Source organism: Flavobacteriaceae bacterium (assembly GCA_003443635.1).
In the GTDB taxonomy this organism is placed as follows: domain Bacteria; phylum Bacteroidota; class Bacteroidia; order Flavobacteriales; family Flavobacteriaceae; genus AU392.
The window spans coordinates 2,699,415-2,725,459 of sequence record CP031964.1; the positions used below are offsets into that span (position 1 = coordinate 2,699,415).

Annotated in this window: 30 protein-coding genes; 23 read left to right on the forward strand and 7 right to left on the reverse strand. The window is 29.0% G+C overall.

The window, feature by feature from the left end:
* Positions 1 to 105: 105 nt before the first annotated feature.
* The 6 genes from D1817_12360 (at position 106) to D1817_12385 (ending at position 3,853) form a co-directional block, all read left to right on the forward strand.
* Positions 106 to 600 carry a VOC family protein gene (locus D1817_12360; protein AXT20646.1) on the forward strand — a complete coding sequence of 165 codons (495 nt, stop codon included), beginning with the start codon at positions 106 to 108 and terminating at the stop codon, positions 598 to 600.
* Between the two features lie 251 nt (positions 601 to 851).
* Positions 852 to 1,415: a TetR/AcrR family transcriptional regulator gene (locus tag D1817_12365; protein ID AXT20647.1), complete on the forward strand. Its 564-nt coding sequence runs from the start codon at positions 852 to 854 to the stop codon at positions 1,413 to 1,415.
* A gap of 33 nt (positions 1,416 to 1,448) precedes the next feature.
* The gene (locus D1817_12370; GenBank protein ID AXT21278.1) at positions 1,449 to 1,589 is read left to right on the forward strand and encodes a DUF1348 family protein; all 141 of its coding nucleotides are present in this window, start codon (positions 1,449 to 1,451) and stop codon (positions 1,587 to 1,589) included.
* Positions 1,590 to 1,601: 12 nt separating this feature from the next.
* On the forward strand, positions 1,602 to 2,573 hold the full coding sequence (locus D1817_12375) for an alpha/beta hydrolase (GenBank protein AXT20648.1): 972 nt from the start codon (positions 1,602 to 1,604) through the stop codon (positions 2,571 to 2,573).
* Positions 2,574 to 3,210: 637 nt separating this feature from the next.
* Positions 3,211 to 3,468: a hypothetical protein gene (locus tag D1817_12380; GenBank protein ID AXT20649.1), complete on the forward strand. Its 258-nt coding sequence runs from the start codon at positions 3,211 to 3,213 to the stop codon at positions 3,466 to 3,468.
* Between the two features lie 202 nt (positions 3,469 to 3,670).
* Positions 3,671 to 3,853, forward strand: coding sequence for a hypothetical protein (locus D1817_12385; GenBank protein ID AXT20650.1), 183 nt, complete (start codon positions 3,671 to 3,673; stop codon positions 3,851 to 3,853).
* A 48-nt stretch (positions 3,854 to 3,901) separates the two neighbouring features.
* On the opposite strand, the gene D1817_12390 is transcribed toward D1817_12385, so the two are convergent.
* From D1817_12390 to D1817_12400, 3 genes are all read right to left on the reverse strand, one after another.
* Positions 3,902 to 4,987, reverse strand: coding sequence for a class A beta-lactamase-related serine hydrolase (locus D1817_12390; GenBank protein ID AXT20651.1), 1,086 nt, complete (start codon positions 4,985 to 4,987; stop codon positions 3,902 to 3,904).
* 17 nt (positions 4,988 to 5,004) lie between these two features.
* On the reverse strand, positions 5,005 to 6,249 hold the full coding sequence (locus tag D1817_12395) for a hypothetical protein (protein AXT20652.1): 1,245 nt from the start codon (positions 6,247 to 6,249) through the stop codon (positions 5,005 to 5,007).
* Between the two features lie 81 nt (positions 6,250 to 6,330).
* Entirely contained in the window at positions 6,331 to 7,470 is a 1,140-nt protein-coding gene (locus tag D1817_12400; GenBank protein ID AXT20653.1) for an AraC family transcriptional regulator, read from the reverse strand.
* 316 nt (positions 7,471 to 7,786) lie between these two features.
* Between D1817_12400 and D1817_12405 the strand changes: the two genes are divergently transcribed.
* The gene (locus tag D1817_12405) at positions 7,787 to 8,146 is read left to right on the forward strand and encodes a hypothetical protein (GenBank protein AXT20654.1); all 360 of its coding nucleotides are present in this window, start codon (positions 7,787 to 7,789) and stop codon (positions 8,144 to 8,146) included.
* Between the two features lie 218 nt (positions 8,147 to 8,364).
* Here the strand turns inward: D1817_12405 and D1817_12410 are convergent, their stop codons facing one another.
* On the reverse strand, positions 8,365 to 8,949 hold the full coding sequence (locus D1817_12410; protein AXT20655.1) for an NUDIX domain-containing protein: 585 nt from the start codon (positions 8,947 to 8,949) through the stop codon (positions 8,365 to 8,367).
* 57 nt (positions 8,950 to 9,006) lie between these two features.
* Between D1817_12410 and D1817_12415 the strand changes: the two genes are divergently transcribed.
* Together D1817_12415 and D1817_12420 are read left to right on the forward strand one after the other, a co-directional pair.
* Complete coding sequence (locus D1817_12415) at positions 9,007 to 9,651, forward strand: orotate phosphoribosyltransferase (protein ID AXT20656.1); 645 nt, start codon at positions 9,007 to 9,009, stop codon at positions 9,649 to 9,651.
* Between the two features lie 38 nt (positions 9,652 to 9,689).
* On the forward strand, positions 9,690 to 10,082 hold the full coding sequence (locus tag D1817_12420) for an SRPBCC family protein (GenBank protein AXT20657.1): 393 nt from the start codon (positions 9,690 to 9,692) through the stop codon (positions 10,080 to 10,082).
* Here the strand turns inward: D1817_12420 and D1817_12425 are convergent.
* Entirely contained in the window at positions 10,079 to 10,810 is a 732-nt protein-coding gene (locus D1817_12425) for a biotin--[acetyl-CoA-carboxylase] ligase (protein AXT20658.1), read from the reverse strand. The genes D1817_12420 and D1817_12425 overlap by 4 nt on opposite strands.
* A gap of 95 nt (positions 10,811 to 10,905) precedes the next feature.
* On the opposite strand from D1817_12425, the gene rsfS reads away from it, so the two are divergent.
* From rsfS to D1817_12455, 6 genes are all read left to right on the forward strand, one after another.
* Positions 10,906 to 11,277: a ribosome silencing factor gene (gene rsfS, locus D1817_12430; protein ID AXT20659.1), complete on the forward strand. Its 372-nt coding sequence runs from the start codon at positions 10,906 to 10,908 to the stop codon at positions 11,275 to 11,277.
* Positions 11,278 to 11,287: 10 nt separating this feature from the next.
* Complete coding sequence (locus D1817_12435; GenBank protein AXT20660.1) at positions 11,288 to 13,228, forward strand: ATP-dependent metallopeptidase FtsH/Yme1/Tma family protein; 1,941 nt, start codon at positions 11,288 to 11,290, stop codon at positions 13,226 to 13,228.
* Positions 13,229 to 13,326: 98 nt separating this feature from the next.
* Positions 13,327 to 13,938, forward strand: coding sequence for a lactate utilization protein B/C (locus tag D1817_12440; GenBank protein AXT20661.1), 612 nt, complete (start codon positions 13,327 to 13,329; stop codon positions 13,936 to 13,938).
* Complete coding sequence (locus D1817_12445; GenBank protein AXT20662.1) at positions 13,939 to 14,760, forward strand: phosphatidate cytidylyltransferase; 822 nt, start codon at positions 13,939 to 13,941, stop codon at positions 14,758 to 14,760.
* Positions 14,750 to 15,400, forward strand: a complete 651-nt coding sequence (locus D1817_12450) for a phosphatidylserine decarboxylase family protein (GenBank protein AXT20663.1) — start codon at positions 14,750 to 14,752, stop codon at positions 15,398 to 15,400. Before D1817_12445 ends, D1817_12450 begins: the two co-directional genes overlap by 11 nt.
* A 5-nt stretch (positions 15,401 to 15,405) precedes the next feature.
* Positions 15,406 to 15,672, forward strand: a complete 267-nt coding sequence (locus tag D1817_12455) for an acyl-CoA-binding protein (GenBank protein ID AXT20664.1) — start codon at positions 15,406 to 15,408, stop codon at positions 15,670 to 15,672.
* 58 nt (positions 15,673 to 15,730) lie between these two features.
* Here D1817_12455 and D1817_12460 read toward each other — a convergent pair whose 3' ends face one another.
* Positions 15,731 to 18,358, reverse strand: coding sequence for a valine--tRNA ligase (locus D1817_12460; GenBank protein ID AXT20665.1), 2,628 nt, complete (start codon positions 18,356 to 18,358; stop codon positions 15,731 to 15,733).
* Between the two features lie 174 nt (positions 18,359 to 18,532).
* Between D1817_12460 and D1817_12465 the strand changes: the two genes are divergently transcribed.
* A complete protein-coding gene (locus D1817_12465) occupies positions 18,533 to 18,919 on the forward strand; it encodes a DUF1573 domain-containing protein (protein ID AXT20666.1) in 387 nt (128 codons plus the stop codon).
* Positions 18,920 to 18,973: 54 nt separating this feature from the next.
* Here D1817_12465 and D1817_12470 read toward each other — a convergent pair whose 3' ends face one another.
* Positions 18,974 to 20,308 (reverse strand): PDZ domain-containing protein, encoded by a 1,335-nt coding sequence (locus D1817_12470; GenBank protein ID AXT20667.1) that lies wholly within the window; start codon positions 20,306 to 20,308, stop codon positions 18,974 to 18,976.
* A gap of 134 nt (positions 20,309 to 20,442) precedes the next feature.
* Here D1817_12470 and D1817_12475 point away from each other — a divergent pair, with 134 nt between their 5' ends.
* From D1817_12475 to D1817_12505, 7 genes are all read left to right on the forward strand, one after another.
* Entirely contained in the window at positions 20,443 to 21,633 is a 1,191-nt protein-coding gene (locus D1817_12475; GenBank protein ID AXT20668.1) for a pyridoxal phosphate-dependent aminotransferase, read from the forward strand.
* Positions 21,634 to 22,650, forward strand: coding sequence for a UDP-N-acetylmuramate dehydrogenase (locus D1817_12480; protein ID AXT20669.1), 1,017 nt, complete (start codon positions 21,634 to 21,636; stop codon positions 22,648 to 22,650).
* A gap of 65 nt (positions 22,651 to 22,715) precedes the next feature.
* Positions 22,716 to 23,246: a sigma-70 family RNA polymerase sigma factor gene (locus D1817_12485; GenBank protein ID AXT20670.1), complete on the forward strand. Its 531-nt coding sequence runs from the start codon at positions 22,716 to 22,718 to the stop codon at positions 23,244 to 23,246.
* A 12-nt stretch (positions 23,247 to 23,258) separates the two neighbouring features.
* On the forward strand, positions 23,259 to 24,050 hold the full coding sequence (locus D1817_12490; GenBank protein AXT20671.1) for an RNA polymerase subunit sigma-70: 792 nt from the start codon (positions 23,259 to 23,261) through the stop codon (positions 24,048 to 24,050).
* 91 nt (positions 24,051 to 24,141) lie between these two features.
* Positions 24,142 to 24,345, forward strand: a complete 204-nt coding sequence (locus tag D1817_12495) for a membrane or secreted protein (GenBank protein ID AXT20672.1) — start codon at positions 24,142 to 24,144, stop codon at positions 24,343 to 24,345.
* Between the two features lie 5 nt (positions 24,346 to 24,350).
* Entirely contained in the window at positions 24,351 to 25,460 is a 1,110-nt protein-coding gene (locus D1817_12500) for a glycosyltransferase (protein ID AXT20673.1), read from the forward strand.
* Positions 25,451 to 25,999, forward strand: coding sequence for a sigma-70 family RNA polymerase sigma factor (locus D1817_12505; protein AXT20674.1), 549 nt, complete (start codon positions 25,451 to 25,453; stop codon positions 25,997 to 25,999). The genes D1817_12500 and D1817_12505 overlap by 10 nt, the downstream gene beginning before the upstream one ends.
* The last annotated feature ends 46 nt before the right edge of the window (positions 26,000 to 26,045 follow it).

Consider the following 26,045-nt stretch of genomic DNA (forward strand, 5'->3'; position numbering starts at 1 on the left):
ATTCTCAAATCATTGTTACTCAAATTTAGTATCTTTTCATTCGCAATACAGAACTGCGTGAAGTGCTGTATTGTGCATCATTCGAGAAAAACCGCAAAAAATAAAATGAAAGGAAAAATATTTATCACAATTTTGGCTTTGACCTTAGGTATTGTATCCTGCAAAAACAAAGGAACTTCTGTCACTAATTCAAATCCTACCACAGAAACAACTATCAAAAACGATAAGAATATGAACAGTTTTATATCAATATTTGAGATTCCAGCAACAGACATTTCAAGAGCGATTAACTTTTACAAAGAAATTTTAGGTGTCGAAATTGAAAAAATGGAATTCTCAGGAATAGAAATGGGCTTATTTCCCTACCAAGACCAAATGGTAACAGGAGTAATTATGAAAGGAGAAGGTTACGAACCTTCTGCCAAAGGAATTACTATTTATCTAAATGGTGGAGATAACTTGCAAACGATTCTTGATAAAATAGAAGGAAATGGCGGAAAAATTATTGTTCCTAAAACACCTCACGCTGACGAGAGTGGATTTTTTGCAATTTTCCACGACTCGGAAGGAAACAAAATCGGACTTCATTCACCAAATTAAAAAAGAGCGAACGCACAACACGGTATATAGGTAATGTGGGTTTTTAGAGTAAATAATTAAGGTTTCATTCCTCTATCCCACTCGCAATAATTATATTTATGAACGAAACTAATAAATAAAATTAAGGCCGTTAGCAGACGTGCGAATTTCGAAATCCTGCTACTAGTCATACACTAAACCGTTAGTGATAATTTTAAATAATTATTTTACCGATCGTTTGGTAATTAATTCTTTTTAACTATATTTGCACTATGAGACCACAGAAAGTATTAGACATTGAAATCTTAATAGGGTTGACTAAAGTTTTTCGTTCTAAAGGATATGAAGGAGCAAGCTTAAAAGAATTATCAGAAGCAACAGGTTTAAAAAAAGCTAGTTTGTATCACAGATTTCCAAATGGAAAACAAGAAATGGCTGATGCCGTTTTAAATCATTTAGGCGAATGGGTTAGCAATAATGTGTTTCAGTCTCTTTTGGATAATAATATTGAACCTCAAATAAGGTTAAAAAATGGACTATCAGAAATTCGAACTTTATATAATCACGGAAAAGAAACTTGCATTTTTAGGGCTCTATCTATGCAAACAGGTATTGAACTATTTGAGGAGCAAATAAAAAACGGAATGAATGAATGGCTTTACGCTTTTAAGGAAATTGGAACGGCGTTTCAGTTAAATCACAAAGAAGCTGAACAAAAAGCTTTACAAGTGTTAATTGAAATTCAAGGTAGTTTAATAGTGACTAAAGGATTAGGAGATATTTCAATTTTCGAAAACACATTAAAAAATATTGAACAGAAATATACTAATCAATAAAATTTACTTAATAATTTTACCGAATGTTCGGTAATTACAATTTATAATCATGAAAAAATACCCACTATCACCTATGGTAATGAAAATTGGGAATTTGATCAAAATAGATTAATGCTAAAACGATATGCTAACATTAACGACTTAGAAATAAAAGAATCTAAAAGAAAATTTTAAATATTTATTACAATGAAAAAAATCAAATTTATTTATCTACTTGCCTTGATGCTAATAGTATCCTGTCAAGAAAAACCGAACACATTAAGTGGCGAGAATACAAGTTCAAGCCAAAAACAAACAAATCTAGTATACTACAAATCATTAAGTATTGATGGTGTAAAAATAGCTTATAGAGAAGCTGGTAATAGTAAAAATCCAACACTAGTTCTTTTGCATGGGTTTCCATCTTCTTCTCATCAATATAGAAAAGTATTAAGTCAACTTTCTGATGAGTTTCATCTGATAGCGCCAGATTATCCTGGTTTTGGAAATAGTGATTTTCCTTCTGAAAGAGATTATGAATACACTTTTGACAATATTTCTAAAACTATAAATTCGTTTTTAGAGTTAAAAGAAATCAATACCTATACCTTAATGATTCAGGATTATGGTGCACCAATTGGTTTTAGGATAGCAACGGCACATCCAGAAAGAGTAACTGCAATAATTAATCAAAACGGTAATGCTTATGAAGAAGGACTTGGAGAAGCTTGGAAAGATATTAGAACTTTTTGGGCTAACAGAAATGAGCAAACAGAAAATACTCTGTTGCCAGTTTTCTCTTTAGAAGGTTTAAAATGGCAATATACACATGGCACTAGAAACCCTGAAAATGTAAATCCTGACTCATGGCATTTAGATTATTTAAGATTATCTAGACCCAACGCCCATTCTGTAAACTTTGATTTATTTTATGATTATCAAAACAACTTAAAATTATATCCAAAGTGGCAGCAGTATTTAAGAAATAATCAGCCACCCCTATTGATTGTTTGGGGTAAGAATGATGCATTCTTTCCTGAAAGTGGAGCAGAAGCCTTTAAACAAGATGTAAAAAATATAGATTATAATATTTATAACACGGGACATTTTGCTTTAGAAGAAGATGGAAATGAAATCATCAATAAAATAAGAACATTCATGAAGAAAGTATCAAAATAGCCAGATGCCAACAACGTGTATAAGTAATAGCGATTTGAGTTCTAACTCAGGTCGCTATTCTATTTTATTTTGTAAATTACTTTCCAAAAAAGGACCATATACAAGGTCGCTACTACTCATATACAAGGCCATTAGAGCACATTCAGCTGAAGCTGACTTGTGTTGTTACGTGCTTCGCACTATCTCCCCACAAGTGAAATATGCTCTAACGACCTGCTAAACCAAATTGCTTAAAGCTCTTATATGAACTACAGCTCCAACTGACGCACTCAAGTGCTTAACGTGCCATAACAGTTGCTAAAAGCAATTTGATTCTGTCTCTTGAACTTTCAATCTAATTAATTTGACAAAATACGATTGTTTCACAATCTCTTTGATAACCAATAATTTGAGACACTAAACTCAACATTTGTCTATGTTCTCAAATTATTGTTGTTCAAATTTATTATCTTTTCGTTCGCAATTCAGAATTGCGTTTAGCAGGTCGTACAATCTCCTTGACAGCCAACAATTTAAGACACAATCTTTTACATTTAGTTAAATTCTCAAATCATTATTACTCAAATTTAGTATCTTTTCATTCACAATACAGAGCTGCATGTAGCGCTGTATTATAAGTAATTTAAAAACTCTAATCTTGAAACTAAAAAAACGATTTCAATTCAAAAATTGGAAAAAATACCTATTCGAATTTCTTTCTATTTTTCTTGCCGTTACTTTAGCTTTTCTATTGGACAGATGGAACGACGATAGAAAAGATGGAATAGCTGAAAATAAAATCTTAGAAGAAATTTATAATGGGCTAGAGCGTGATAGTTTAGATATTGCAAACGATGAACAATATTTCAAGATTGCGTTTAGAGGTATTAATTATTTCAATGAAATCATTGACTGAGAATCTGTACAAAATGATTCTTTAGTCACTTTCTATTATCTTTTTTCTAGAGAAAGTGTAGTTGTTCAAAACAAATCTGGATATGAATCTTTAAAATCGCAAGGTTTAGAAACTATTAAAAATGATTCAAAAATATTGGGCTGACTTAAAAAAATGCTGTATGAATGAAACTGCATTTCATTAGATTTCTGATATACGTACTATGAAAGAGAAGGATTATCTAGCTACTTACTATTATGCAGAAACATTAAAATATTTTTACTTAGCAGCAGTAGATAAAAATATTTTTGATTTTAATGAATTTATTTTTAATACTAAAGCTCATCCATTTAAAAAAAGTAATTTCAATAATAAAAAAGCAAAAATATATTTAGGAATTAACTAAACGCAACAATGTATAATCATTCGTAAACATTTAGAGAAATTTCATTTTTTACATATAATCAAACATTCTTAATATTTTTTCTATTTTAACTGTAATTTCCATTGTTGGATATGGCCTTATATTACCAAGGACTATTATAGTCACTTCATCATCAAGATATCTGTGAATATTACAAATATAGCCATACATAGAGCCTCCATGTCTTACTAGTTTTCCGGGCTTGTTTTCATCTAGATTTCTAGCATATTCTTTTACTTTAAATCCATAACCATAAGTACCAAACTTATTTGGTTTACCATCAAATAATAATTGTTTGCTTATACTATTAACTAAATTATTTGTGTACAATGCTATATCCCATTTTAAAAGATCTAAAGCTGTACTATAAATATCACCTCCACCCATAGCGTAACTCATATAATTATCATCTGCTTTTTTAAATTGATCTTCGACTAAATTATACCCAAGTGCTTTATCTTTTGCTATTTCGTTTACTCTTTCGATACCAGAGTTATACATTTTTAAAGGTTTAAAAATGTGAGATTCTATATACTCTTTATAAGATTTTCCTGAAACCCTTTCTAATACAATAGCACATAATTGATAATTAAGATTTGAATAATCATATTTACTTCCGGGTTTAAAAGAAAGTTTGGTACGATTATACAATTTTATCAACTCAATACTACTTATATCTCTATACTGCAACTCTGTAACTCTATTAAGATGTACGGGCAATCCGGAAGAGTTTTTCATTAAAAGATGTAAAGTTAAATTACCTAATTCTTTATTTAACTCTGGAATGTATGTTTTGATTGGCGCATGCAGGTTTAAAAGCCCTTTTTCTTTGGCTTTCATTACAGCAATAGCAGTAAATGATTTTGTTGCTGAGCCTATTAAAAATTTGGTATCTATATTATTTTTAAGCTTCTTTTCAAAATTGGCATAGCCAAACGCTTTCTGATAAATAATACTTCCTTTTTTAGCAACTAATATTGTACCATTAAATTGTTTATTATTGTAATATACATTTAAAACACTATCTAGTTTGAGTATTATACCTTTCTGGTTTTGGCTTTTTACGTCACTATTATTTAAAAATAGTATCACCAATAATATAATAAATCGTTTCATTGATTTTTAAAGTATTATTAAAGTTTCTTTCCATCTTTATCAAACCGTAAAATATCAGTTTGCTTTCCTTCATTATCATATTGATAACTGAAATATGAAATTCCATTATCTCTTCTATTTACCAATGCATAACTCGTATCTAAATAACTAATTTTTATAAGATTGTTTCCATTGTATTCATATTTTACAGCATGATATCCTCGTGTTTTATGAATAACAGGGTTATTATCAATATCATAATAGGTAAGTAAATTTCTATCATTACCAGGTTCATCCCATTCAATAATTAATTTATGATAACCAGCTTCTTTATGAACCGAAGGCTCATTTGCTTCATTGTAAAAAGTTCTTTCATAGATGTTACCATATTTATCAAATTTGGTTTTACTTCTACAAATGCCATACGCACTGTAAATAGGTTTATTATTTTCATCTAGATGCTCTAGTCCTATTTCATAACCAAATTCGTTAAACTCTTGAAGACCTATAGCTACATCTGGACCATTACCTTTTTCTAATTGATATTGATTATTTAAAACTTGCCATTGTAAAAAATTACCATTAGAGTTTGTTGTAATATTATCTTGTGATGCGCCAGAATTATTTTCTACAAGGTTACCTTCTTTATCTATATTTTGCATTAAAGAAATATGTCCAGCATTATTGAAATATAATTTTAATCTATAGAATTCAAAACCTGGTCGAATTGAAACTTGTTTTTTCTCTTCATTAAAACGGTTTTCAATGACTCCTCCATCATTTAAATATTCCCAAGTATATTCAAAAATATTCCAGCTATTTTCAACTCTATTTTCAAAACTATCAAGAAAATGAAGAGATTCCCGAAATCCTAATTGGTTTTTTGTATAAACAAATTCACTACAATTGCCTAAAACAGTTATTCGCTCACCTCTTGTATTAAAAAAGATCACTTTTTCGGTCTCATCATCATAAGAGAACTCCATGCGATGTGCTAGTGTAAATAAATTAGCTGTATGGTTAGGGCTTTTAGGTGTTGAACCATTATAGAAAGCTATTGAAACTAGTTCATTCTTTGAATTATAGCTAAATCTATAATGATTTCTGTTTAAAGCTATTTCCTTTTCCAAAGGAATACTTCCCTTTATATATGACAAAGGTGTTTCAACAAATTCAACAGTAGAATAATAATCAACTCTTAATTTATTATCTCTGATATTGGATGTCTTAATTAAATTTGAAGTAAGCAAGCAAATAATTAATGCTAGGCAGTTTTTTTTCATTTCGATTAAATTTTAATGTAGGGTAAATATCGAAACGAAAAAACAGAAAGTACTTTAAATTAAAAGCAATAAAGATTCAATTCATGAATTGGAACTATTTTTTGATTTCACGAATTGATTTGGAGTAATATTTGTTGCTTTCTTAAAAGCTCGAAAGAAAGCCGATTTAGATTTAAAACCTGCCATTAAACCAATCGCTTCAAGGGTTAAGGAAGCATTTTCCTTATTTAACAACTGTTTTTTTGCTTCTTCCACACGATAATTATTTAAGAAATCAACAAAGCTTAATTTAAGATGATGATTAATTGCTTGGGATAGGTATTTTGAATTGATATTTAAACCTTTTGAAAGTTCATTAAGCGTTCCTTTATCTTTTTTGTATAATTCATTATGTTCAATGTATTTTTTAGCCTTACTGATAATACTTTCATAATGACTTTTATCTAGTGCACTTCCAGAATATTTTAAAGGTGGAAAAAAAGTACTTCCTGTATTTACTAAAAGTGTAATTATAGATAATAAAGTGATTATAATAGACAAAAAAGCAATATCAATGGGCCATTCAATCATAGAATACTTAGTAACATTATAAATCCACTTATACATTACATTCGAAAACAGATTATATAAAAAGTAAAATACAATTATAACAGAAAGTATATGCACTAATCTTTTGCTTTGAATATTTACATTTCTTTTTTTGAATCTAAAAAAATCATAAACCATTATACTTAAAAACGGTAATGGAATAATGATTGATTTAACTAAAGTTTTAGAGTTTAACCAATAATTAAAAGGCCCAGGTCTCATATCTTTATAGAATGAGTTTAGCATTTCCAATTTCTCATTTAAAGAGATAAACTGTCCGGTAACAAATACATATACGCCATAAATCACAAAAAATAGTAATAGTGATTTGTGGATTATTTTCATTTTAAAACCTACCTTAGTTATTGACCAAATAAAATAAAGAAAAACAGGATATATTAATAAGTTATAAAATCTTCTTGGAATATACAGTACGCTAAAATCATATATTAAACGACTGTGTATTGAAACTTTATAAAACAACTCAAATCCTAAAATAATGATAGAAACATATAAAAAATAGTACCCATCGTTTTTAAACTTCTTTTGAAAAATGAAAAATAAACTTAAAAAAAATGCAATAGATGAAATCCCTAAACCTAACAGTGTAAATAAATCAAACTTGTATTCCATAAAACTATAAGAAAAGAGAAAGATATAAAATAAGTGAGGTAAATCTCAAAAAATAGAAACTTTAGAATATAGGTGAAGAATTTTTTATTGGAGAAGGCAAAAAATCTCTATTTAGATTGTAATCTCTAAGCCGATATTAATGAAGCAAATAAAAAATTAAACGCCTCATCATTAGGTAATAAAACTATACTTATAAAAAAGTACAAGAAATAGCGTGTTTTTTATATCAAACAATTTTTCTTCTAAATATATTTTTGCATCGTAAAATGTATAATCATTATACTAAAATTTTAATAATCATTTAAAACGTAAAATTATGCGATTCATCACTAAAAAAATTCATGCATTTTTAGATTACCCTGTTGCAATAGCTTTGATAGCACTTCCTTTTTTGTTAGGATTAGGTAGTTCTAATTCTTTAGCACTACAAATTTCTGTAGTTGTTGGGATTGCAGCATTCATTTTAACTTTTTTAACCGATCACCAACTAGGAGTAGTTCGTGTTGTTTCTTATCGATTACATTTAATTGTCGATTTTCTAGTAGCAGTAGTTTTTATCTTAGTTCCATTCATTTTTTCTTTTGAAGGATTGGATGCTTATTATTATTGGATTAATGGAGGTGCAGTACTTCTTGTAGTAAGTATGCATAAACCTGAAGCTGAAACTTCTAATTAAATAAATCTCATGACCTTGTTTTAATTCCTTCTTATTTAAGAAAGTAAAAAATTAAAATATTAATGAGCAATTACCCTTCAGGGTTATTAGAGATTTGAGTAAATATTCAAGATTTAATAACCCTGAATATTTTTAGTTTAAAGAATACTATATTAAACCTAAATCAAAAAAATACTAAATAGTGTTCTGTTAAGAGATAAATTCAAGGGAATAAAATATTAAATTAACTGTTTAATATTGGCATATGAGTTTTTCATCGCTTTTTCTATTTTCTTTTCGCTCAGCCATTTTACCTTTGTAATACCTTCGTTTTCTTGAGGAAAAAGCTTGCCTATATAATTTGTTTTCATCTCAAACCAATAGGTAATCTTTATTTTATAATTTCCGTTACGCTTAAAAATATGATATGTAGTAGGTAATGGTTTTACTATTTCTAAATTTATAACACCAGTTTCTTCTTCTACCTCTCGAATTGCAGTAGTTTCAATACTTTCTTTACCCTCAACTTTTCCTTTAGGCAAATCCCATTTATCATTTCTGTAGATAAATAATATTTTTCCATCATCATTATATACTTTTCCTCCACCAGCAACAACATTGGGTAATAGTTTTAAAAATTTCTTTAAAAGTTTTTTTTCTTTATGATGTATAAGCTTTATCCCTTTAATTTTTTTCTTACTTAATAATATATTTAAGATACCTTCAATATTAACTTCTTTTAAAGGGAAATTCCAATAGCCTTCTTTTTCTTCATCTATGGTTGTTAAGACTATAGGTTTGTCGTTTACAAAAACTTGATACATTAGCTTTTTAAAAAGATTTTATATTGTAAAAATATTAATTTTATGTAGTTTTGCGCTATGCTTTTCGATAAATATACTGCAAAAAAAACTGCCGAAGTTTTACTTCAAATTAATGCAATTAAATTAAACCCAAAAGATCCATTTAAATGGGCCTCTGGTTGGAATTCCCCTATTTATTGCGATAACAGAATTATACTATCATTCCCCCCTATTCGTAATTTTATTAGGGAGAAAATGTCTGAACAAGTTGAAAATCTTTATGGTAAACCTGACGTTATTGCTGGTGTTGCTACTGGAGCGATAGGCATCGGAATGCTCGTAGCAGAACAATTAGGGCTTCCTTTTATTTATGTTAGACCAGAAGCCAAAAAGCATGGTCGACAAAATCAAATCGAAGGTTTTTTAGAAAGTGGTCAAAATGTAGTAGTTATTGAAGATTTAATAAGTACTGGTAAAAGTAGTTTAAATGCTATTAAAGCGTTAAAAACTGCTGGCGCAAATGTAAAAGGTATGATCGCTATTTTTTCGTATGGATTTGATATTGCAAAACAAAATTTCGAAAAAGAAAACATAGCTTTATCTACTCTAAGTAATTATGATAATTTATTAGAGCAAGCTTTAGATACCAATTATATAAATACTACAGAATTAGAAACTTTGTCACAATGGAACTCTAATCCTAGCGAATGGAACGCTAATTGATATTTTTCTTTATACTAGAATTTAATTAAATATTATATATGAATTTAGAATCATCTAAAGTAATTATAGATAAATCCCCGCAAGAAGTTTTTGATTTTTTATCTAACGTTAAAAATTTCGAACAATTAATGCCTGAAAGCATTAGCAAATTTGAACTTTTAGAAGATGACAAATTTTTATTTGCTTTAAAGGGAATGCCAGAAATTGTACTCAAAAAGAAAGAAGTTACTCCTCCTAATAAAATAATATTAGGTGCTGCTGGTGGAAAATTAGATTTTTCATTGATTGGAAATATTTCAGAAATTGAAGCTAATAAAAGTAATGTTCAATTAGTATTTAATGGTGATTTTAACCCAATGATGTCGATGATGATTAAAGGGCCTATCAGTAAATTTATTGAAACATTAATTACTAATTTAAAGACTATTTAATACAGTAACTGTATTTCTTTTAGAACATACTCCTTTAGTATATTATCTTCTAATAAGATTTTCAGAGACCCAGTTTCGTTTATTCCTTTTATAAATCCACTAAAAACGGTTCCTTTATTACATTTAAAAGTTGAAGGTTTATCTTTTCTAAACAAATAGTTTTCATATTCAGTTTTCAAAAATTTTAATTCTCCTTTTTCTAAATATAAAAAGTAGTGATTTAAATATTCTATTATATACTGTAATAATTCATCTAAATCGTAAACCTTTCCTGTAATATTTTTTAATGATGATGCATTAGGTAAATCTTTAAATTCAACTTGATTAACATTTAAGCCAATACCAATAATTGAAGCTTCAAGCATATTCACTTTTATGACATTTTCAATTAAAATACCTGAGATCTTTTTATTCTCTGACAAAATGTCGTTAGGCCACTTTATATGTAATTTGGGTATTTGTAACTTCTCTAAAGCTTTAATTAAAGCTAAAGAAGTGACTATACTAATATAAAATTGCTGCTCTACAGAAACATTAGAAGTATCTTTAAACACACTGCACATAAGGTTTTTAGATATTTCAGACACCCATTCTGCGCCCATTTGCCCTTTACCATCTGTTTGATGTTTAGCAACTACAACAGTACAATCTTTTAAAGCTTTAGTCATACTTAATGTCTTTAAATAAGTATTTGTAGAATCGATGGCATTAAGTTTGATTATATGCATAAAATATTAAAGTAAGTAAATTATAATTTTCTTAGGGATTTTAAAGGTATTAAGAACTAAAAAAATAATAACTTTGTACAAATTAAAACAATTTAATGACGAAAGAGAATAGTACTGCTAATCATTTAATAACAATTATATTAAATGGTATTGAAGATGTAAAGGGGCAGCATATTAATATACTAGATTTAAGAGAAATAGAAAACACAGTCTGCGATTATTTTATTGTTTGTGAAGGGACTTCCAACACACAAGTTAATGCCATAGTTAATTCCATTCAAAAAAAAGTAAGTAAAGAAGCCAAAGATAAGCCTTGGCATATTGAAGGTGCTGATAATGCTGAATGGGTGTTAATGGATTATGTAAATGTTGTTGTACATGTATTTCAGAAACATATTCGAGAATATTACGATATTGAAAGTTTATGGGGAGATGCCGTTACAACAGAAATAAAAACCAGTTACTAAAACTTAATTAATGTCAAAAGATAAAAAAGTAAACTCTAAAAAACCAAAGCTTAATCCTTATTGGATTTACGGAATCATCATTGCTATATTTTTAGCAATAAATCTTATTGGCGGTATGGGATCTTCAAAAGGAATTCCGTCATCTCCATCTCAATTTATTGAGTATCTTAAAAATGGAGATATTTCTAAAGTCGAAATTGTTAACCGAAAACAAGCAAAGGTTTATTTAACAAAAGAGGCTCAAGATAAAGAAATTCATAGAGGTTCAAAGCCAAACAGTATTATTCCGTCTGCAACACCTTCTCCAAATTATAGTTTTGAATTTGGTGATCTTCAAAACTTTGAAGATGATATTAATGAAGCAATGAAAGAAAGTGGTAATACTATAGAAGTAAAATATGATACTGAAGAAAATCTTTGGGGTAATTTCCTATTATCTATACTTCCTTTCGTGCTCATCATAGGAGTTTGGATTTTTATTATGCGTCGTATGTCATCTGGTGGCGGAGGCGGTGCTGGAGGTCAAATTTTTAATATCGGAAAATCTAAGGCTAAACTTTTTGATCAAAATACTGAAGTAAAAACAACATTTAAAGACGTAGCAGGATTAGAAGGAGCTAAAGAAGAGGTACAAGAAATTGTAGATTTCTTAAAAAACCCTGAAAAATATACATCCCTTGGAGGTAAAATACCAAAAGGAGCTTTATTAGTTGGTTCTCCAGGTACAGGTAAAACATTATTAGCCAAAGCTGTTGCTGGCGAGGCTAAAGTGCCTTTTTTCTCATTGTCAGGTTCAGATTTTGTTGAAATGTTTGTTGGAGTTGGAGCATCTCGTGTACGGGATTTGTTTAAACAAGCTAAAGAGAAATCACCCTCTATAATTTTTATTGATGAGATCGATGCTATTGGTCGTGCAAGAGGTAAAAATGCAATGTCTGGAAGTAATGATGAACGTGAAAATACGTTAAATCAGCTGTTAACAGAAATGGATGGTTTTGGCACAAATACCAATGTTATTGTTATAGCTGCTACAAATAGAGCAGATATTTTAGATAAAGCCTTGATGCGTGCTGGTCGTTTTGACAGACAAATTTTTGTTGATCTACCAGATGTTAGAGAACGTAAAGAAATTTTTGAAGTTCACTTAAGACCTCTTAAAAAAGCTGATGGTTTAGATATTGATTTCTTATCTAAACAAACACCAGGTTTTTCTGGAGCTGATATTGCTAATGTTTGTAATGAAGCAGCTTTAATAGCAGCTCGACAAGGTAAAAAAGCAGTAGATAAACAAGACTTTCTTGATGCTGTAGATAGAATTGTTGGTGGGTTAGAAAAGAAAAATAAAATTATTACTCCTGAAGAGAAAAGAGCTGTAGCTTTTCATGAAGCTGGGCATGCTACAGTTAGCTGGATGCTTGAACACGCTGCACCGCTAGTAAAAGTGACTATTGTACCTCGTGGACAATCTCTTGGAGCTGCTTGGTATTTACCAGAAGAGCGCCTAATTGTACGTCCAGAACAAATGTTAGACGAAATGTGTGCTGCTTTGGGTGGTAGAGCCGCAGAAAAAGTTATTTTCGATAAAATTTCTACAGGAGCTTTAAGTGACCTAGAAAAAGTAACCAAACAAGCTAGAGCAATGGTTACAATCTATGGCTTAAGTAATAAAATAGGAAATTTAACGTATTACGATTCGTCTGGGCAAAGTGAATATGGATTTACTAAACCATACAGTGAAGAAACGGCTGTTCTTATTGATAAGGAAATATCTGATATTATAGAAGAACAATATCAACGCGCAATAAATTTACTAGAAAGTAATAAAGATAAACTTACAGAACTTGCTGAAGTTTTACTTGATAAAGAAGTTATTTTCAAAGACAATCTAGAGAAGATTTTTGGTAAGAGGCCTTATGATAAAAATAAGGAACCCTCTGAAGAAGAAGAGTAAAGGTCAATGTAAAAACTTCAATTAAACTCATTATTTAGTTGAAGTTTTTATATATTTGGTAAAAGAAGTCCAGATTGATTAATAGCAACCCCATTTAAATGAGTTTATTTCGTAAATTTTTTGGGATTAAATCTGAGGGCAATAAGGAGCATAACACTCATTCTGATGAGCGTAGCAAATATATGCCTGATATTAAAATACCTTTAGACGAACGTTTCACCATTAACTTTAAAGCTAATGGAGGTAAATTCTTATATTCTGAAAATTTAAACGAAGTACGTCACAATTTAAATAGCATACTTGCTGAAAATGATTGGAATGACAAAAAGGTTTTTTTAATTGACAATCAATTGGCAGATAAGTTTAATGATTTTAATTTATCGATTAGTAGAAATACTAATGAAAGTACATTTTTCTTTTCTACCTGTGAACATTTAATAGCTAATGACGGTTCCTTGCTAATTTCGTCTCGACAAATAGCAGAAAAGAAACTTAAAGACTTACCTGACAACTTTATAATTTTTGCAACGACCAGCCAGCTTGTTGATACTATTAGTGAAGGATTGAAAGGGATTAAGGAAAAAAGCAAAAAAAAAATACCAAGTAATATTACTACAATTAAGCACTTTAAAACTTATGAGGATAAAGATTTTTTAAGCTATGGAAGTAGTTCAAAAAACCTATATTTGCTCCTGTTAGAAGACTTATAAATGAAAGAATTAATTGTTAGGGCATTCTCAGGTCTGTTGTATGCAGCTCTGTTTTTAATTTCATTACAATCTCAATATACTTTAATAATATTATTTTTTGTTTTCGGGTTAATTTCTTTAGTTGAATTTAATAAGCTTATCGGTTTAAAAAGCTTTCTCTCTTATGTTATTTTTTCCATTCTATATTTATTTGTCGCATATTGGCAGTTATTTATAGATTCTAACGATGGATTTATGGAAGTTATTCAGATACTACATGTATTAAGTATTTTTGTGCTCTTATTCTTAATTAAAGATCTATTTTCTGAAAAGACACTACCTTTATTCTCGACCAAACGTTATATAAATACAACATTTTACCTTTCTAGTGCTTTTATTTTTATCATTCTTATTGCGGGATATTATGATGAGTTTAACCCCAATATACTTTTAGGGTCTTTTATTTTAGTTTGGATCAATGATACGTTTGCATATTTGGTAGGTAAAAATTTTGGTAAACAAAAGCTCTTTTCTGCCATATCCCCTAAAAAAACAGTAGAAGGGTTCTTAGGAGGTTTATTATTTTCATGTATAGGAAGTTATTTCATTGCAGAATATACATATACATTAGATTTTACAAGTTGGCTAACTTTAAGTATAATTATTAGTGTTTTTGGAACTCTAGGCGATTTAATAGAGTCTAAATATAAACGTCAAGCTGGAGTAAAAGATAGTGGTGTTATTATGCCTGGTCATGGTGGATTGTTAGATAGATTAGATAGTATTATTTTTGCAGCTCCTTTTATTTATTTATTTCTAAGAGTTATTAAATATGTTTCATAAAGAAGGTTTTAAGATTATATTCATATCCTTTACGATAACAGTAATTTCATTTTTAATTATTGATAAGTTTATAACTATAGGCTGGTTACAAAAACTGTTAGAACTTGTTATTCTTATTTTATTTGTATTGATATTACAATTTTTCAGAAACCCGAAACGTAATACCATTATAAAAGAAAATCAAATTTTATCGCCTGTTGACGGGAAAGTAGTTGTTATAGAAGAAGTATTTGAAAAAGAATATTTTAAAGAAAAACGCATACAAGTTAGTGTATTTATGTCTCCCTTAAATGTACATGTTACACGTTATCCAATTAGTGGTAATATTATTTTTAGCAAATATCATCCGGGAAAATACTTAGTAGCATGGCACCCTAAAGCTAGTGAAGAAAACGAACGTACAACAGTGGTTATAAAAAATGAAACTTATGGATCTGTTCTTTATAGGCAAATAGCAGGTGCATTAGCCAAACGTATTGTTAATTATGCAATAGAAAACAATACTGTGATTCAAGGTGCAGATTCTGGGTTTATAAAATTTGGTTCAAGAGTAGATTTATTTTTACCTTTAGACACCAAAATAAAGGTACAACTCAACGAAAAAGTACGAGGTGGAGAAAGTATAATTGCCGAAGCTTAATAATAATGATTTCAGATGAGTTAGATAAGGAATTTAAAGATGCTGTAGAGCTTGTTAATGCTCATCAGGAGCCATTTCCTGCAGATTTCTTATTACGCCTTTATGCATACTATAAAAAGGCAACTAATGACTATGGGAGACCCCGTAGTAAAGTGCCAATAATAAATGCATTTAAAACCAATGCTTTATTTCAAGCTCAAGATATCACAGAAAATGAAGCTAAACGAGCATATATAGATTTAGTAAATAATTATTTTTTATATAGAAAATAAAAAAGAGCTAAATACAAATTAGCTCTTTTTTTATCTAATACATTTTAATTCTTCTTCATTATAAATTAGCTAAACTCGTCTTTAAGGTTTCTATTTTTGCTAGTGCATCTGCTTCTTTTTTCTTTTCAACAGCTACAACTTGTTCTGGAGCATTATTAACAAAACGTTCGTTTGCTAATTTTTTCTGTACAGATTTTAAAAACCCTTCTGTATAATTTAATTCTTCGGTGAGCTTTCCTCTTTCTTCTTCGATATCTATAGTACCTTGCATTGGCACAAAATATTCATTAGAATTAACCCTAAATGTTAATGCGCCTTCAACTTTATTTTTGGTATAACTTAATAATGAAATATTACCCATCTTAGTAATAATAGCATCAAAAGTTTTTGAAGTATTTTCATTATTTATTACAAACATCTCTATCGCATCTTTAAATGCAATATTTTTTTGTTTTCTAATTGTTCGAATTCCTGAAATTACTTCTGAAGCTAATTCAAATTCAGAAATTAAAGTTTCATTTATCGGTTTTGCTTCTGGCCATTTTGCAATTATTAGTGCTTCATTAGGAGTTCTTTCAGATATTTGCTGCCATATCTCCTCAGTAATAAATGGCATAAATGGATGCATTATTTTTAAATTGTTTTCAAAAATAGACATTAAATTATCTAATGTCTTCTTATCTATTGGTTGTTGATATGCTGGTTTAACTATTTCTAATAACCATCCACAAAAATCATCGTAAATGAGTTTATAAATAGCCATTAAAGCATCACTAAGTCTATATTTACTAAAGTGATCTTCAATTTCTAATAATGCTTTTTGAAATTTAGACTCAAACCATTCTAATGCAATCTTACTAGAATTTGGTTGCTCTATAGCTTCAACTTGCCATATTTTAGTTAAATTTAATGCACTCCATAATTTAGTTCCAAGTCCTTTTCCTTGTTGACACAAAGCTTCATCAAACATTAAATCATTACCAGCTGCACTACTTAATAAAAGACCTACTCGAACACCATCTGCACTATATTTCTCTATTAATTTTAAAGCATCAGGAGAATTCCCTAATTGTTTAGACATTTTACGACGCTGTTTATCCCTAACAAGTCCTGTTAAATAAACATTTGAAAATGGTTTTTCTCCTTTATACTCATATCCAGAAATAATCATACGTGCAACCCAAAAAAATAAAATATCTGGTCCAGTAACTAAATCATTGGTTGGGTAATAATAATTAATATCTTTATTTTCAGGGTTACGAATTCCGTCAAACACACTTATAGGCCATAACCAAGAAGAGAACCAAGTATCTAAAGCATCTTTATCTTGTTTTAAATCTTCAAGGTTCAAATTATTATTTTTTGTTTTTTCTTGAGCTAATTCTAAAGCTTCTTCCTTATTTTTTGCAACTACAAAATCATTCTTTCCATCTCCAAAATAATATGCAGGAATTTGTTGCCCCCAAATTAATTGACGAGAGATATTCCAATCACGAATATTCTCCATCCAGTGACGGTAAGTATTTTCGAATTTCTTAGGAAAAAGTTTAATATCATCATCTTCTAAAACTGCTTTAATAGCCGGTTTTACTAATTCTTCCATTTTAAGAAACCACTGATCACTTAATCTTGGTTCTATAACCGCATGTGTACGTTCACTAGTTCCAACTTTATGAGTAATATCTTCTGTTTTGACTAATATATCTAATTCTTTAAGTTCTTTAGCTACATCTTTACGTGCCACTACCCTATCTTTTCCTTCGTGATGTAGGCCAAAACTATTTAATGTAGCATCATCATTTAAAATATCAATAACTTCTAAATTATGACGCTCTCCTATTTCTTTATCATTTACATCATGAGCTGGAGTTATTTTTAAGCATCCCGTACCAAATTCAATATCTACATAGCCATCTTCAATAATTGGAACAACGCGATTACAAATAGGAACAATAACATTTTTCCCTTTTAAATGTTTAAAACGTTCGTCCTTAGGATTTACACAAATTGCAGTATCTCCTAGAATGGTCTCAGGACGTGTAGTAGCAATAGTAACATAATCTTCTTCATTTTCAATTTTATAATTCACATAATACAGTGTATCTGTACGCTCAATGTGATTTACTTCTTCATCAGATAAGGTTGTTTTTGCTTCTGGATCCCAATTTACCATACGATAACCACGATAAATAAGACCTTTATTATATAAATCGACAAATACTCTAATCACACCTTCACTCATATCATCATCCATAGTGAACTTTGTACGATCCCAATCACATGAACAACCCAATTTTTTTAGCTGCTCTAAAATAACACCTCCATATTCATGTGTCCATTCCCAAGCATGTGCTAAAAACTCTTCTCTTGAAAGGTCATTTTTATCTATTCCATTCTCTTTAAGTTTTGCAACAACTTTAGCTTCGGTAGCTATAGATGCGTGATCTGTTCCTGGTACCCAACATGCGTTTTTACCTTGAAGCCTTGCACGACGTATTAAAACATCTTGTATGGTATTATTAAGCATATGCCCCATATGTAATACTCCCGTTACATTAGGTGGCGGAATTACAATTGTATAAGGCTCTCTTTCGTCTGGTTCTGAATGAAAATAATTATGTTTCATCCAGTAATCGTACCATTTATTTTCTACTTGAATTGCATCGTATTGAGATGAAATAGACATACTTTGGAATAGTTTTTGAGTATTGATTCGCAAAAATACTTATATTTCTTTTTCTGTAAAATTATAATGCTATTATTATATCTTATATACGTTAAATGTATATGCAATACATCTAATATTTTTGCAGATTGAATAAAAAGTGATTAAGTTTACATAGAATTTAAATTAAAAATTATGAAACATTTAGTTACAATATTGTTTATTGGACTTATTAGTTTTTCTATTAAAGCACAAGATAAAGTTGCTAAAATTGAATTTAAAACTGATGTGATAGACTACGGAACTATTGAAAAAGGTGCTAATGGTGTTAGAGTATTTGAATTCACTAATACTGGAAATGCTCCACTTATAATTTCAAAAGTTAAATCTAGTTGTGGATGTACAATTCCTAAAAAACCGGAAAAACCAATTATGCCAGGTGAGTCAGGCGAAATTGAAGTTAAATATGATACAAATAGAGTGATTCCTTTCAGAAAAACCATAACAGTTACTTCAAATGCAGATACCCCAAATGTAGCATTAAAAATAAAAGGTACAGTAGTGGAATCTACAGCAAATTAGATAAATTCAAAAAATATCAATAATAAAAAGAGGTTTTAATTTAGAACCTCTTTTTTATTTTAATAAGCTTTCTAAAGTAAAAGAGAAACTACGTTTTTCGCCATCTCTCTCTATTAATAATTTTATTCGCTTCCCATCTTCATCATAAAACAATTTCACAATGTCTTGTAGTGAATAATCATGTGCTTTTCTACCATTTACTGATAAAATCACATCATTTATTTTAAGTCCAGCTCTTTCAGCTGGAGAATTTTTACGTAATTCGACTATAGAAAAAGATGGTGCAAAAAAGTATTTAAAAGTTTTACCTACTTCTATTTGCCTTGCTCCAGCGGCTTGGCTAACTGATGCTCCATAAATTTGAGCTTCTTTTTCTTCTAATTCTCTAACAACTCTAATCCCATTATGCTCTAAAGCAATTCCACTTTTATTATAATAAAATTCATCAGAAAAATACTTATTCTTTCGTAATCTCATTTTTTTATTATGAATATCAAAAATGATATTAAAACGCTTTAATATCCCTCCTGATAAACTACCGTTTCTATCTTGAATTTTCTTAGCATTATCAATTGACGTTGAATCTGGAAAAGCAACATTTACTTTTCTCAATTTAAAATCATCTAAGAGAAAAGCATCTATTTTGGAACGTTTTCCATAAATGCTACCACTTAAACCATGTCCTAAAAAATCTTGAAAATACTTATTAGGTAGTGTAATATCTTTTGTTTCATCTTCAAATAACCAAATAGCATCGCTACTACCAGAATCAACCAAAAGTTTAACAGGTTTATTATTCCCGTTTTGAGAAACTACACCTTTAATATAAGGCTTATTGCTATGGAATTCTAAATCAAATGATTTACATTTTCTGCATTTTTTATACTTGTAATTATTGTGGTTAGATATTTTTAAATATTTATATGAATAATTAATTTCAACTATAAAATCTTTTAAAAAATCATATCCAATAATTCCATGCACAGGAACACCTAATCTTGGTGAAAAATTTAGATTTGGGTCAAAGACAGCATACAAATCTTGATTAAGATTTATAGCATTTCCAATTTTAAAAATATTATTTCTAGATCTTAACGCTTCTACAGGTTCTCCTTCCCCTAAGCCTCTTAAATAAATTCGTTCTGTTTGATTAATTTGAAGTTCTTCAGTTAAATTAACAAAATTGAAAATTATGGGTTTACTTACTCCAGTATCTAATAAAAATGAAAGCTCAACACCATTCACTTCAACAGGGAATATTATTAAGTTATTAATAAGTTTAAAATTTATTTTATCAGATTTGCCACCAGATAGCATAAATTTACCCTGAGACCAACTACTTGACCATATAAAAAGAAACGAAATTATAAATAGATAATGCTTTTTCATTTAGAAATTTAATATACAAAAAACTTTGCTGGAAAAATACTTTATTTTCATTTACTCATAACATTTAACTCTATATTTTAAACAAAATTTAAGATAAATTTCGCAAATTTGCTCTACTTTAAAATACAACTATAATGCCAAAAATTTCCAAAAAAGGTAAATCTATGCCTCAATCACCAATTCGCAAATTAGTTCCTTATGCTGAAGCTGCAAAAAAGAGGGGTACGAAAGTGTTTCATTTAAATATTGGGCAACCAGATATTAAAACTCCGCAAGTTGCGTTAGATGCTGTTAAAAATAATGATTTAGAAATTGTAGCTTATAGTCGTTCTGAAGGATCTGAGCAATATCGCGAAAAAATTGCAGCATATTATGCGAAAAATGACATTCATGTTAAAGCAAATAATATAATTGTGACTACTGGAGGTAGCGAAGCTTTACTATTTACTTTTGGAAGTATTATGGATGCAAATGATGAAGTTATTATTCCAGAACCTTTTTATGCAAATTATAATGGGTTCTCAACTGCTTCTGGTGTTAACATTGTACCCGTAATTTCAAAAATTGAAAATAATTTTGCCTTACCTCCTATCGAAGAATTTGAAAAATTAATTACTTCAAAAACAAAGGCAATTCTTATTTGCAACCCTGGTAATCCTACTGGATATTTATATAGCAAAGAAGAAATCAAAAAACTAGCTGCTATTGTAAAAAAACATGATTTATTTTTAATTGCTGACGAAGTTTATCGTGAGTTTGCTTACGATGGTACTGAGCATTATTCTATTCTGCAAGAAGGTGGACTTGAAAAACATGCCATTGTTATTGATTCTGTATCTAAACGTTACAGTATGTGTGGTGCAAGAATTGGATGTATTGTCTCTAAAAGTGATGATGTTATAAGTACAGCTTTAAAATTTGCTCAAGCTAGATTATCTCCTCCAACTTATGCACAAATAGCATGTGAAGCTGCCTTAGAAACTCCTCAAAGTTATTTTGATGATGTTATAAAAGAGTATGTCGCAAGGAGAAATACTCTTATTGAAGAATTACAAAAAATTGAAGGAGTTAAGGTCGCTAAGCCCAAAGGAGCGTTTTACTGTATAGCAGAGCTTCCTGTAAGAAATGCCGATGATTTTGCGCAATGGATTTTAGAAAAATTTGACCTTAATGGAGAGACAATTATGGTAGCTCCTGCTGCTGGATTTTATTCAACAAAAGGGTTTGGTTTAAACCAAATTAGAATTGCATACGTACTTAAACAAGAAGATTTAATTCGTTCCGTTGCCATTTTAAAGCAAGCACTTAGAGAGTATAATGCATAAATGATTATCTCACAAAACATATCTTTAAAGTCCTATAACACTTTTGATATTGATGTTAAGGCAAAGCACTTTATTTCCGTAAATACTATTGACGAACTTAAATATGCATTATCTTTAAAAGAGTACACAAAGCATTTTATTTTAGGAGGAGGAAGTAACATGTTACTTACAAAAGATATCGATGCTCTTGTTATTCACTTAAATTTAAAAGGCATTGAAATTATTTCTACTGATCCTTATTCAGTAAATGTGAAAGTTTCAGCAGGAGAAAATTGGCATCAATTTGTATTATGGGCTATAGAACATAATTTTGGAGGTATTGAAAATTTATCTTTAATTCCTGGTAATGTAGGAACGGCACCTATTCAAAATATTGGTGCATATGGAGTTGAACTTAAAGATACATTTGTAGAATGCTCTGTATTAGAAATTGCTACACAATCTATAAAAACATTTACTAACAAAGAATGTAATTTTGATTATCGTAGTTCAATATTTAAGGAAAATGTTAAAGGTGATTTTATTATTTTAGATGTAACTTTTAAATTAGCTTCAAAAAACCATCAATTAAAAACATCTTACGGAGCAATTAAGAATGAATTAGGGTTAATGGGAGTTGATAAAAATCCTACTATTAAAGATATTTCAAAAGCGGTAATTACTATTCGAAGCTCTAAATTACCAGATCCAAAAGAGATAGGTAATAGTGGTAGTTTTTTTAAAAACCCAATTATTTCGAATACAATTTTTGAAGCTTTAAAAATAAATTTTCCAAACATTCCAAGCTATCCTATTTCAAAAGATTTAGTAAAAATACCTGCAGGATGGCTTATTGAACAAGCTGGTTTTAAAGGAAAACGTTTTAATAATTATGGGGTTCATAAAAATCAAGCTCTAGTGTTAGTAAATTATGGAGGAGCAAAAGGTAAAGACATTTATGAACTCTCTTTACTAATACAAAACACTATAAAACGAATTTATAATATAAATTTAGAGGCTGAAGTAAATATTTTTTAGAGTTTTTAAACGTTATCCTAAAAATTTATCTTTTTTTTATTAGAAGTAATTTGTAGATTTCAAACGTGGTTACAAAATTAGAACAACATATTGTATCGTTATTAAAAAAGGGGGATAAGAAAGCTATTACTCTGATTTACGAGAACTACTCAAACTCTTTATTTGGAGTAATTAACAAAGTAACTAATGACAGTGCTTTAGCAGAAGACGCTCTACAAGAAAGTTTTATTAAAATATGGAAAAATGCAAAAAAATACGATTCAAGTAAAGCAAAACTATTTACTTGGATGTATCGAATCGCTAGAAATACCGCAATAGATAAATTAAGAAGTCACAATTTAAAATTCGATAAGGAAGTCCAAATTGCAGATTCCAACGTATATAAAATAGCTACTTCTGGGTTAAATCCAAATACAATGGATTTAAAACAACATTTAGCAACCTTAGATTTAAAATACCAAACTGTGCTTAATGCTTTGTTTTTTGAAGGCATGACGCAGCAAGAAGCCAGTGACGAATTAAACATTCCCTTAGGTACAATTAAATCTAGATTAAAAATTGGATTACGAGAACTTAAAAAAATCTATAATCCTTAAAACTGTACAATTATGAAACAAAAGGTACAAGAATTTTTAGAGTCTGGCATATTAAATAAATATATAATTGGAGATATTTCTATTTCAGAAACAAGTAATGTAGAGAATTTTATTAATACTTATCCTGAGGTAAAAGAAGAATACGATTTACTTCAAGATCAATTAGAATTAGCTGCTAAAACATATTCAAAAGAAGCACCGACACACATTTTAGGTTCTATTTTAGATACATTAGATGATAGTCCAGTTATTCAACTTCAGCAAAAAACAAAAAAATCACCTTGGATTGGTATAGCTGCAAGTATTGCTGCATTAGTTTTTGCAGGCACATCTTATTTATTTTATAATCAAAACCAAAAGCTTCTAGACGAGAATAATACTATTGCTGAGGAGATTTTTGATTTAAGAGGAGATATTGAAAAAAATAATGATAAATTAGATGGGGTGATGCGTGAATTTTTAAAGCTCAACAATCCTGAAACTCAAAAATATGTTTTGAGAGGTAATGAACGTGCTAAAGAGTTAAAAACTGTTGCATACATTAATCCTATCGAAAAATCAACATTAATAGATATTGTAGCCTTGCCTGAACTCTCAGATGAGCAATGTTATCAGATGTGGGCACAATTACAAGATAAAATGATAAATTTAGGAGTATTGAGTGAAGCAGATAGAAAACTCAAGCCTATTCCTTATATTAAAGATGCTTTAGCTTTAAATATTACTATTGAACCTAAAGGTGGTAATAAAAATGCTTCTTTAGAAAATTCTGTTGCAGAAATCCCTATAAATAAAGATAATTAATATTGTTTTTAGCATAACAGTTTGTTAAACTCAATCAATAGAACTTAGATTATCATATAAAATATTTACTTTTGCATAAAGCATTTTATAGATGAAACTTTTCTTAATTACATTATTTCTTTTAGGTTTAGCTGTTGCAGGTATTGCAATAAAAATTTGGGCAAAAAAAGATGGTAAATTTGCAGGAACTTGTGCAAGTCAAAATCCAATGCTTAATAAAAATGGAGATGCTTGTGGCTTTTGTGGAAAAATGCCTGATCAGTTCGATAGTTGTAACGAACCTCAACATTCGTAAATAAAGTGATTGTATTAATCACTTTATTTTACATTTTTATTGGTATTGTTTTTATTCAGCTATTTTATTATGGTTTTTTATTCTCACAATTTGCAGCTTCAAAACATCATATTACTACTCAAAAAAAACATCCTGTATCTGTAATCATTTGTGCAAAAAATGAAGCTAAAAACCTCAAACAATTTTTACCTTTTGTATTAGAACAAGATTATCCCAATTATGAAATTATCTTAATTAATGATGCTTCTAGTGATGAAACATTAGAAGTAATGGAGTCATTTAAGAATTTACACAATAAGATTAAAATTGTAGATGTTGAAAACAATGAAGCTTTTTGGGGTAATAAAAAATATGCTTTAACGCTAGGGATAAAATCTGCTTCTAATAATATTTTATTATTTACCGATGCTGATTGTAAACCTATTTCTAAACATTGGATTAGTGAAATGGCAAATAATTTCATTAACTCAAAATCAATAGTACTAGGATATGGAGCTTATAAAAAAAGTAATTCTTTATTAAATAAGCTTATTCGATTCGAAACTTTAATGACTGCTGTTCAATATTTTTCTTATGCCAAAATAGGAATTCCTTATATGGGTGTTGGGAGAAATTTAGCGTATTATAAAAATGAGTTCTATAAAGCAGATGGATTTATAAGTCATATGCAGGTTCGTTCGGGTGATGATGATTTATTTATTAATCAAGTTTCAACTGTTCACAATACTAATATCTGCTTCTCAAGAAAAAGTTTTACAGAATCTTTACCAAAGAGATCTTTTAAGGATTGGATTATTCAAAAAAGACGTCATGTTTCTACTTCAAAATATTACAAGATTAAACATAAATTTCTACTTGGATTATTTTATAGTTCTCAGTTATTTTTTTGGGTTTTAGCGATTATTTTATTGTTATTTTCATTTAACTGGAAAGTTGTTTTATCATTAATTATTTTACGTTTTGTCATTCAATTTATTAGTGTAGGTTTTTCAGCAAAAAAACTCAATGAGTTAGATACCATTTTTCTTCTACCCTTCTTAGAATTATTTTTAATTGTCACACAATTATTTATCTTTAGCTCTAATATCATTTCAAAACCGAATCATTGGAAATAAAAGAAGCCATTAAAAAGGCAAAAGAAAACAATCAAATCGCATTCAATTTTTTGCTAGATACATATTGGAATGACGTTTATGCTTTTTTATTAAAGCGTACTGAAAACGAAAACGATGCTGAAGATATTACAATTCAATCTTTTTCTAGAGCTTTTGACAAAATCAGCTCTTTTGATGAAACTTATAAATTTAAAACGTGGTTAATCACAATTTCTAAGAATATTCATGTTGATTTATTAAGAAAGAAAAAAACATCTATTTCTAGTGATAGAGATTCTCATGTAGATAAGCAGGTACAAAATATTATAGATGAATCCCCCACTCCAGAAGATAAATTAATTACTGAGCAAAATTTAGCAAAATTATTGCGAGATATAAAAAAACTAAAACCTCATTATCAAGAAGTTATAAATTTAAGATATTTTAGAGAGTTGAGTTATCATGAAATTTCAATAGAACTCAATGAACCTATGAACAATATTAAAGTGAAACTACTTCGAGCTAAAAAATTATTAGCAGAAATAATACAAGGAAAATAATAATGTATTTAATACGCTATAATCTTTCACTTTTCGAGTTTATTTT